General features: G+C 58.4%; 3 protein-coding genes and 6 pseudogenes. 2 read left to right on the forward strand and 7 right to left on the reverse strand.

The window, feature by feature from the left end:
- Positions 1-1405 precede the first annotated feature (1405 nt).
- The gene (locus AC1DXK_RS20630) at positions 1406-2056 is read right to left on the reverse strand and encodes a hypothetical protein (protein WP_477298874.1); all 651 of its coding nucleotides are present in this window, start codon (positions 2054-2056) and stop codon (positions 1406-1408) included.
- Positions 2057-3890: 1834 nt separating this feature from the next.
- Between AC1DXK_RS20630 and AC1DXK_RS20635 the strand changes: the two are divergent.
- Positions 3891-4845 (forward strand): annotated as a pseudogene (locus AC1DXK_RS20635) (IS630 family transposase).
- A 14-nt stretch (positions 4846-4859) separates the two neighbouring features.
- Positions 4860-5198: pseudogene (locus AC1DXK_RS20640) on the forward strand (DDE-type integrase/transposase/recombinase); the annotation flags it as partial.
- A 575-nt stretch (positions 5199-5773) separates the two neighbouring features.
- On the opposite strand, the gene AC1DXK_RS20645 reads toward AC1DXK_RS20640, so the two are convergent.
- From AC1DXK_RS20645 to AC1DXK_RS20670, 6 genes and pseudogenes are all read right to left on the reverse strand, one after another.
- Positions 5774-6367 (reverse strand): GNAT family N-acetyltransferase, encoded by a 594-nt coding sequence (locus tag AC1DXK_RS20645; RefSeq protein WP_477298876.1) that lies wholly within the window; start codon positions 6365-6367, stop codon positions 5774-5776.
- A gap of 690 nt (positions 6368-7057) precedes the next feature.
- Positions 7058-7198, reverse strand: a pseudogene (locus tag AC1DXK_RS20650) (IS6 family transposase); the annotation flags it as partial.
- Between the two features lie 33 nt (positions 7199-7231).
- Complete coding sequence (locus tag AC1DXK_RS20655) at positions 7232-7843, reverse strand: hypothetical protein (protein WP_457107613.1); 612 nt, start codon at positions 7841-7843, stop codon at positions 7232-7234.
- A 556-nt stretch (positions 7844-8399) separates the two neighbouring features.
- Positions 8400-8736, reverse strand: a pseudogene (locus AC1DXK_RS20660) (transposase); the annotation flags it as partial.
- Between the two features lie 290 nt (positions 8737-9026).
- Positions 9027-9497: pseudogene (locus AC1DXK_RS20665) on the reverse strand (transposase); the annotation flags it as partial.
- 98 nt (positions 9498-9595) lie between these two features.
- Positions 9596-9760 (reverse strand): annotated as a pseudogene (locus AC1DXK_RS20670) (transposase); the annotation flags it as partial.

Consider the following 9760-nt stretch of genomic DNA (forward strand, 5'->3'; position numbering starts at 1 on the left):
CTGGACTCGGTAGGTTACGTTCACCACTCCGCCATTGGTCACGCCGCTCGCACATATCCCTCGTGCRCACCCGGCGCTTGCTGCCCCGTTCCAAAGCAGCCCCGCAAAAGCAACCGTCAGGGGAGCGACGAATTTAGATAGGCTGACCATGTTCACCTCTCTATTAGTACAACTACAGTTCATTTGGCTACAGACCAGCTCCCCGGCGCCGTTGTCGTAGCGGCATTTGGGGCTGTATCGGCCAAAAGACGTGCGACGCCATAAAGGAGGTCGAGCAGCGCATCGGCCTGGCCCCGACGGCCCGGCCAAGCGGTCGCGTCTACCAGTTGCTAAACGGCTCCTTAATGGTGTGACGAAAATTGGCCCACGCGCCGCAGGATGAGCGGCCAAAAAGCCCTGTTCCCTTCACACAGCTTTGTATAGAATAGCGCGTGGTTGAGAACCGCCGGAGTTTGAAGGCGCCGCTTGGCCCGCCCTCCCACTGGTTCCCGTCGGGTGTGCGAATGTTGACGTTCGTCACCGGACCATTCTGCACGTGGTAGCGGACCACCACCCCCGATCCGTTGTCGTGACCCGAAACGCAAATCCCATTTTGGCATGCCTCGGCCTGAACTGGCCCGGCAAATAGAAGCGGGGTGGCGAGAGCGGCAATCCCTATTACAGATGAGTTGAACATCTCTTTTTTCCTTTTGTAATCCCGATTTGAACAGAATCGATGTGAGTGGCACGAGAGGCGAAATCAGTACTTAAATCGCCCCTCCTTCAGGGCGTTATCTTGCTTCGTTTGGGCCCGCTGCGCAGGCGTCACGCAGACCGTGTCACCGACATAGGATTCCCTCCAAACATATCCGGACTTGCACGTGTTTGGACCATACGCGCCAGCCCCCTGCCGCCGTTCACCTGCATTGTAGTTATCGGAGCGGGCTTGGCGGCGCTGAGACGGGGTAACGCAGGTGGTATCGCCGGGGAATGCTTCGCGCCAGACGTAGCCCTGCCTGCAGGTGTCTGCACCGTAATCGCCGGCCTGAGCGCCACTACCGACCAGACAAAGGCCTCCTAGGAGCGCTAGGGCTGAAAAACCCGAGATGATCATCACTTTCATGGCAACTCTCCTCTGGTTCGAAGCTATTGTGAACTTAGAGAATGGGTTCCTCGTCGCGTCTGGATTTACATATCATCCGGTCAGAGGAAGCAACTCTCTTGCATGATGGCGGGCAAGTAATCAAAACCCACGAACTCAGACATGGGAACGGCCGAGCCACTTCAGCTCGCATATGTTGCTTCATACAGACTTAACTGAGACTGAACGGACCTGCCAGGGGCAAGAACGCGCTAAACCTCGTGCAGTGTCGGCACTCTGCGCAGCGCCACGCAAGGGACAGTCCGGGAACGTATCAGGGCCGAATCATTGAATGTCCCCCGCGCGTGCGGCCCGCGCATACTGTATTAGTTCAAAGCGAAGATTGTCAGCACGACGCTCTAGGAACTCGTCGATGACGAATTGCACCCGAGGCTCGCAATGAGCGAGGTGCCCTAGCCCGTGCAGGGCGCTTTCGTGGCATGCCGGATTGCTACAATCGAGACCGACCTGCAGCACGTCGATGACGGCATCTCGACCAGGCCCCCAACGCAATAGTGCTCCCGAAGCATCCCATAGCATGTAACAGGTGCCGGCCAGCCCCTCTTTGTGTGGCTCGTCGAGGTGGCTAAGGATCGGCTCGCATCGTGTCTCAAAGCATTCCGGATAAACGGAGCCAATGGCCCGCAGAGTGGCCATTCTTACGTCGAGGGCACAGCAGTTTCCCACAATGGCCGGCACGACTTGAGACTTGTAGGGGCAGAAGATATTTCTCACACCCTTCGCAACTTGCTCGTTGTCGAAATGCGCGATCTCGGATCGCAAATTCCTAAACAGGTATTCAACAAGGAGGATAGTTTCGATGTGAAGCTTTGGCGGCTCGACGGCAGACTCGGGAGCTTCAAATATGTATGCCAGCCATTCGTGATAGCCCTCAGGCGGGGGACAATCGGACGTTGAAAAAGCAGAATTGCTCATAGAGTTGCCGTCCCTAAGTGTCTGTTTCGAAAGAAGGCCTTTTTCTGCATCCAACGAAATCCTCACAGGTCAGCTTAGGTGGGGTTCCGTAGCCCGCGGAGCTCTCATCAACTATCAGCAGAGTAGCCAGAGTGGAGAGCGTGGCCATTGCAGGTAACGTGAGCATCGCTGCGTTCCTTATGTTGCCCGAGATGGGCGAGAAGAAGCATCGTCCAGAAACGCGGGTGTTTCTGTGCGGCTGCTCACATAAAATCGTACCAGAGACGCAGTGGCGCGTTCACTGCGTATTCACCTGCTTGCGCTAACGAGAAATACGCGGAACCCGTGACGAGGTCGCTTGCACCACGCCATCAAGCAAAAGAACGGAGCATTAGGAGCTTCCGGCCACCCGGTGGGAAGTAGCGAAGCGAACGACAAACAGGGCCGGCTACCCCGCCCGGCTTTCTAGTCTCCTTCCACAATGATCCGGTCGCGACGGACCCACCCCGACTTGCAGGGGCCTTCGTAGACCCCGCTTTTGGTCACTTGATCGAGACATCTGGATTGCTGAGGGATGATAACTCCGGCCCAGGAGCCTGAACTCGCGCAAACGAACACCGTATCGCCCGGGTGCAAGGCGCCGACCTGGCGGGCCTCGGGAGCGGCGGCTGCCCGAACCGGGGACGGATCGAGTTTTGGCCCGGTGACGCGCCCTGTGCCGCAGGCGACAGATCGGCCGTCCATCCTTAAGACAACACCGGAGTCCGCGAGGGCATTGCACCCAAGTGGTGCGGTCGCTCCGATCCCCGCGATTGCTACGGCGACGGCGAGCCGTGCAAAATCGTAGTTCCCAGCTGCTCTTCTCACCTCTTCCTCCTAATCCGCGCACGCGAGCGAAACAGTCGAGCTTTTGTGCTCTGTCCCAATAACCACTTTGATGCTCAGAGGGTCTGCGCTAGCGATGTCTGGGACGAGAACAGCTTTCAAGATTCGCCCACCCGTGAGTTGGCGTGCGTGGGCCGGAATACTCCCGAGATTGACCGGCATACTTAGGGCGAGAGCGCGACTGACTGTTAAGCCGAATTTCATCTAACTCACCTTCCGCCTTCTCCCGCCATCCATCCGTCCCAATCCTCTGAAGGGAGAGCCTCTGGCAACACAGAGAGCCCAGCTTTGGGTCTACAGTCAATTGAAGAGTGCCCCTATGCTGGGCGGGTTTTTTCTCGACCTTACCACACATTTGGTAAGGATCACGCAACCGCAATTGGCCGAACAGATCGCTGATTTCAAGAACATGTTCGAGGTCGGGTCCGAAGGCGTTTATGAAGCGGTTTTTGGCAGTTCCATTCTGTGATTTTATGGCACATTTAATGTTTATCAAGCAACTAAAATCAGAATTTAGGCATAGTATTAATAAGTTTTGTTCGTTGATTACCCAGGACCCGGGCTGATAAACTTTGGTTAATGCAACTTTTGTACTATCTGCAGGACGAAGTGCGAAATAAGAGCTGCGACGCGCAATCGCGAATGACAGCTGCGTTTGCGCCGCTGCTCGGGTTGGGGCTGTGCGATGTAGCCCCAACCTCACTACTTGAGATGATACGCGGCTTGCCCCTGGCTCGGATCGCGGCCTCGGACTGGGCGCCCGCAAAAGCGCTGCCACAATACACCAAGTTCGCTCTAGCATTAAAGTGTTCGTGGCCAGTGGCGGTATCTCTACTGGGCCGTCGACAAACACGGAGAGGCGGTCGGCTGCCTGCTCACGACTAGAGCCGCGTCCGGCTGGGTTGAATCGTTGGGGGTAGCGGGCAGTCTGCGGATCGGATTCGCTGTTGGGCTTTCTGAGGAGGTCGGGATGCCGTCAGCGCTATCGGTGGATCTGCGAGAACGCGTGATCGCGGCGATCGAAGCGGGAGCTTCGCGCCGACAAGCAGCCCGGCGCCTCGGTATCGGCGCATCCAGCGCGATCCGCTGGCATGAACGCTTCCAGGCGGAGGGCGCGATCGCACCCCGGCCCTCGTGTGGGCAGCGACCCGCACCGGCCATCGAAGCGCACGCCGAGCGGATCCTTCAGATCGATCGCGATCAGCCGCAGGCCTGCCTGCACGAGGTGCGCGACATCCTGGCCGAGCAGGGTGTCCGCACGAGCGTCAGCGGGCTGTGGCGGTACTTCGCCCGGCATCGGATCACCCGTAAAAAGGGGCTGTCTACGCGGCCGAGTAGGAACATCCGGACGTGAGAGCCGCACGGGAGGCGTGGTTCGAGAGCCAACTCGACCTCGACCCCGATGCTGTCGTCTTCCTTGACGAGACGGCGACCGCCACGAACATGGCCCGCACCTACGGTCGGGCTCCACGCGGCGAACGCTGCCGGCTCCTCGTGCCTCTGGGCCAGTACAAGACCATCACCGTCAACGCCGCCCTGCGTACCAGCGGCTTGGTCGCCACCACCCTGTTCGCAGGGGCCGCCAACGGCCGCGCTTCCGCGCCTACGTCACCGACATCCTGGTCCCGGTGCTGAAGCCCGGCGACACCGTCATGCTCGACAACCTGCAATCCCACAAAGTCGTCAGCGTGCGCGAAACCATCGAGGCGGCCGGCGCGCGGCTCCGTTACCTCCCGGCCTACTCGCCCGACTTCAACCCGATCGAGCAGCCCTTCTCAAAGCTTTAGGCGCTGCTGCGCACCGCCGCGGCCCGAACCGTCCCAGACATTTGGGCGGCCATCGCCCGCGCCTTCGCAGCCTTCACCCCAGCTGAATGCCGTAACGACATTACCGCCGCCGGATACGACGCTTATGACCCAACCTAAACGGCAACAGTTTTAATCGGGATCTCGACGCCGCCAAGCGGTTCTTCCGCAAAATGCCCCAGGATCAGCCGCTGCTCGCACTGGAACGCATCGGCACCGATGCCGCTGGCCCTTACCCATCAGCCATCGCCGACAGCTGCAAGGAGGGTCTGCTATCCCGGGCGCACACCCGCTACATCACCAAACACCTGCAGCAAGGGATCGATAGCGATCACTTCCGGGTCAAGCGGGCGATGATGCGCGTAGGTGGCTTCCATTCATTCCATACCGCCCGGCGCACCATCTGCGGCTTGGAATTCTTGCTGTGGCTTCGCGAGAGCTTCGGATTTTCGGGCGCGTGGACAGTGCGGTAGCAGAACCAGCTGCCGGCCTCCTGCTTCAGCCTTCCCGTCGCGAACAAAGCATGAAAGCGGGACGGTAAACGTCCCTTCGCGGCTTGCGTGCAGTTTTGCGACACTCCCCTTGAACCCGAGCGCGCCCGGATCATGGGCCGGCTCCGGAGCGGGGCGGCAAGCTGAGCGGGTGTGGCTAACGACTCGCGAACGAAGGGCCGTCCGGGCTTGCGACAAGCCCGATCCGACTGAACCGCTACAGCTACCCTTAGCGAGCCTAAAGATGGCAAACAACCTTCCGCTCAACGCCGGCTGGATGTTGCCCGATCAGAGGTGGCGTTAAAGTCGTAGCACACCTGTTTCGTCCTACACAGGTCACCCCAACAGCTGGGATCGACTTTTACCATCTTGCAGACCCTGCGAGCAGCGGTCTCTTCAGTCATGGATCTCGGCGTGGCGGGATCCCCAAGAGGAATAGCTTGTGCTGTTGCTGAAACTAGAATCGCGCTCAAACACAAAGGACCAGCAGTCCACGAAATTTTCGAAGGCATCTCAACCTCCTGTGAATGCTCGAGAATAACAAATATCGTGTATCATCAGACAATCAAGCCTTCAAGACTGTTGATGTGCGATTTATCACATGGTATGAATAGTATCGGTGCCAATCCCTCCTGCGTGATCTCCCAGAGCTCTGATGGTAGGCGGCCTGACACAAAGCTCTGTTCACCGACATGCACGATGCGCATTCCGATCTGTTGCGATAGCCGCCGAGATGCTTCGTTCGCAGCGGCCTTCGGTTCCCGCAGGGTTGGGCGATCAAGGTCGGTGAACCAATATTGCGTTGCGGCATTGGACGCCTCAAGCATGAACCCGCGGCTTCTCCAACGAGGAGCAAGCCAGAACGCGCGGTTGCAGTTGGCCTTGTCCATGAGGCTGATCACGCCGATCAGGCGTTCCGGCTCGGACCGGAGTCTGATCGACCAATGCCACTCGCATCCGGCGCTGGCGGCAGGCAGAACAACGTCGCGGATGAAAGCCAAAGCTCCGTCGCTCGGGTATGGCCAGGGAATTTTAGCGCTTAAGTACTGGACAGTCTCCCAATTCTGGAACACCTTCTGCACTGCGTCCGCGTCAGAAATAGCAAGAGGTCGCAGAAACAAATTCTGTGTTGAAAACATGGGAGCGCACATTCGTCCCTCGCGTGAAATTGTTTCATAGTAAATGCAGTCGTGCCTTTCTATGCATTGTCTCAGTTTGATCCATTGCAAGTTTTGTATTGTAAACTTTTTTTATCCATCCGGCATAATTAATATCTAATTCAAGGTTCGTAATAGTTCTGCCGATGACTTATTTGCAAATACTTCTCTTAACTTTCTGCCTGAAAATAGACCGCTCACTGCGCGGAGACTGGTCAAGTGAGCTGACTAGGCGGATTTTAGACGGCTCACTTGATCTATATCAGCTTTGATCACTGTGTACTTCTTTTATAGCGCCGGAAGGTAAAGTGTATCGGCTACTGCCATTTCACCAGGAGCGGCGCATCGGCATACGGTTGTTTGCCCGAGCGCGATCAGTTCGCGCGGCCTTACAGAGACCCAAAGCAAGATTAGCAGCCTGCATGTCCTCTCTGCTGCCCCGACTTTTTTGATAGATTTCACCGGCCCGATTTTGGCAGTCGAAGCCAGTTGGGCGATCGTATGCGAAGCTCTCTCCTGTCATTAGCAGAATGCTAACAGAGACCGCCGTTGCAGTAAGCAGCATACGAACCTGATTGTTTGACATGGCTCTAATCCTTGCTCTAGCCGAGATGGCACTGTTCCATCATCAGACAGGTTGAATTTTTATCGAGGGGCTCTGGAAGTTCCGTGATGCAGCGCACGCCTGCGGAGTTGGCGCAGGCGCTGCTCGATGGCCGGCGCATATGTCAGCACCCAGCGGTTGATCGTGGAGTGCTCCGCCTCCAAGCGGCATTCCATGAACAACTCCCTGATATTGAGGTAGCCGAGTAGATAGCGAAGATACAACCCAGGGGCGAAGACCAGTCTCGCCGATCCTCAATCGGCAAACTGAAGGCGTAGGCTGCCGTCTGCACCACGTGTGGTCGCGAAGGTGTAGGTCTCCCCGCTGCGGGTGGAGAGGCTGAACTGGCACATGTCCGCCCCCCGGATACGGTCGTGCCCAACGAACTCGGCCTTAGTCGCGATGAGCGGCGGCTGCAGAACGTGGTCCCGGTTGGCCTGCGCCACCACAGCCCGCGCGCCCTGTGGAGAGCGACAGTACTGCGCGCTCAGGACTCCGTTTTCACCGGACGGGGCGCTAGCCTTGCTGCAGCCAGCACGGCACTTGATGCCGCTCACCGTCGGTTCGCCCCCACCGACTGTGCTGACGGCGATGAGGGTATCGCTGCGCCGCCAAGTGAACAGGCAACTGCCCACGCCGGTGCCAGCGCAGGCTTCTATCTCAGGCCGACCGACACAGCGGCTATCACCGCCGCAGGGCTGGGCGTCCGGGGTCTTCGCAGGCTTCCAGCCGAGCGTAATCAGGCTGCTGCGGGCGGAGGCGTAGCTCGTGCCCTTCGAAAACGTGGGCACCCCATCTGCGGCGGCACTCTCGATGCAGAGCGAGGCGACGATCAGGCAGGCGGCGCAAGTCGATTGACGGAACATGGTGTCATCCTTTTTCTGAGCCGGTCACAAGATGGGCTGTCGGTCCGCGTCTCGGTGGGCTATAACCCCAGCCGCTGTACGCGCGACGACGAGGTTTTCACGTTAACCTCCTGTAATCGCTCGATGATTGCTACAGGAAATAGTTCTTTTCGTCGCAAACTAAGTTTCGGGCGCGACCTATGTCTACGCTGGTTGACGTCGCGCTAGATGTATATTTGCGCAGACGGAAATTCATTTCTCGCTCGCCGTATTTAACGACGAATTCGAATCGGTTTCGCCTATACAGTGATGATTTGCTTAAAGCCTATTAACGAAATCTGAACGCAGCGTTTCTGCTTTTGTTATCTGCTGTGACGCCGCAAGTTGGCGCCCGGCGAGTTCGATGAAGTGCGTTTTTAACACCGTCGCCAATTATTTACGTCGCCGATCTTGTGTCATCCGCGGGGCTTTGCGCTATCGCGTCAAGTAATACTCTAGTCAGTCTTGTCAGAATGTTCGTGCTATAGCGCACCTGGAACTTCATCGGCATGATTCGGATCGCGGTTACCGTCCGGATTCATAACCCGTAGAAGACGGTAGCCGCGAGGCAGACGGCAGCGAGGTCGTTGCGGGCGAGCCGGTCGTAGCGGGTGGCGATGCAGCGGAAGTCCTTGAGGCGGCCGACCATGCGCTCGATGGCGTTGCGGCCGCGGATTGTGCACGGGCGAGAAGCACGGCTTCCAGCGGCGGATGATCGTGGGCGGGATGTTGGGTGCGGCTCACATGGCCTCAATCTGCCGGCGGATGGCATCGCCGTCGTAGCCTTTGTCGGCCAGGACGATGCGACAAGTGGGCAGGCGCTCGAGAAGCAGCGCACCAGCTTTGCAGTCGGCGACTTGCTCGGCGGTCAGCAGGATCCGGCGGTGGTCGGTGGCGGCCAGCGCATCAAGAGCGTGGCAACTGGATTTGAAAGCTGCTGCTGAGGTGATGAGGTCACCGCAGACCCGACTGTCCGGCCACGAATAGCGTGTTACGCGGCAGGGGTTCGCTAAGGCGCAGCCGACCAACTGATTTTATGCCGCCTCACGCAACGATCGAAGCAATATTGGTGTAACCCACCTTAACCATACGATCGCTCCGAGACATCCGATCCACGGCTGCGCAGACAAGGAGACGAGCGATGGCCACCAAGATCATGACCAATGTAGTTGCGGTCCCGGTTGTTGACCGCCTTGAACTTCGATCTGTCCAAGGCGACGGTCGCTCCGGCGAAGAGCTGCAGATTTCGGCACAGCATCACGAACTGCCGACAGGCCGCCTGGATCGCGGGCCCGTTGTCACGCCTGAAGTTGGCGATCGTCTTGTGATCGGGAGCCAAGCGACCGGTCAGCCACATTACCTCGATGTTGCGCTGTGCCTCACGCTCAAGTCGCCGGCTCGACGGCACGCGGTTGAGATAGCCATAGAGGTAGAGCTTCAGAAGCGTGGCCGGATCATAGGCAGGCCGTCCCGTCGCCGCGGGCTCGAAGCGGATGAAGCCGAGGGTGCCCAAATCGAGTTCGTCGATGAAGACCTCGATCACCCGAACCGGATTGTCGGCGGTGACGTAGTCGTCCAGCGAACTGGGCAACAACCAGGACTGCCGACGGCCTTGTCCTTCGACGAACCGACCCATGCTGGCCTCCGCAGGTAAGGCCGAAAGTCTATCTCAGGAGGGAGTTTTGACACAGCCTCGGTCGGAAGGAGGCCGTCCGCTTTTCCGACTAGGGCGTGTCATCGCTTGAGCCAGTCGAGGGCTGCGGCGAGGGACAGGACACCCATGAAGCTTGTGGCGGTTTTCTCGTAGCGGGTTGCGATGGCACGCTATTCCTTGAGCCTCGCCCAGAGGCGCTCGACCTGATTGCGATTGTTGTAGATCCAGTCCGGGCAGGCGACGGG

It is taken from the genome of Methylobacterium sp. P3_A11 (assembly GCF_056403155.1).

Bases quoted from the DNA above. Each gene is read 5' to 3' on its own strand.
- AC1DXK_RS20630 (WP_477298874.1), bottom strand. From the start codon at position 2,056: ATGAGCAATTCTGCTTTTTCAACGTCCGATTGTCCCCCGCCTGAGGGC.
- AC1DXK_RS20655 (WP_457107613.1), bottom strand. From the start codon at position 7,843: ATGTTCCGTCAATCGACTTGCGCCGCCTGCCTGATCGTCGCCTCGCTC.
- AC1DXK_RS20645 (WP_477298876.1), bottom strand. From the start codon at position 6,367: ATGTGCGCTCCCATGTTTTCAACACAGAATTTGTTTCTGCGACCTCTT.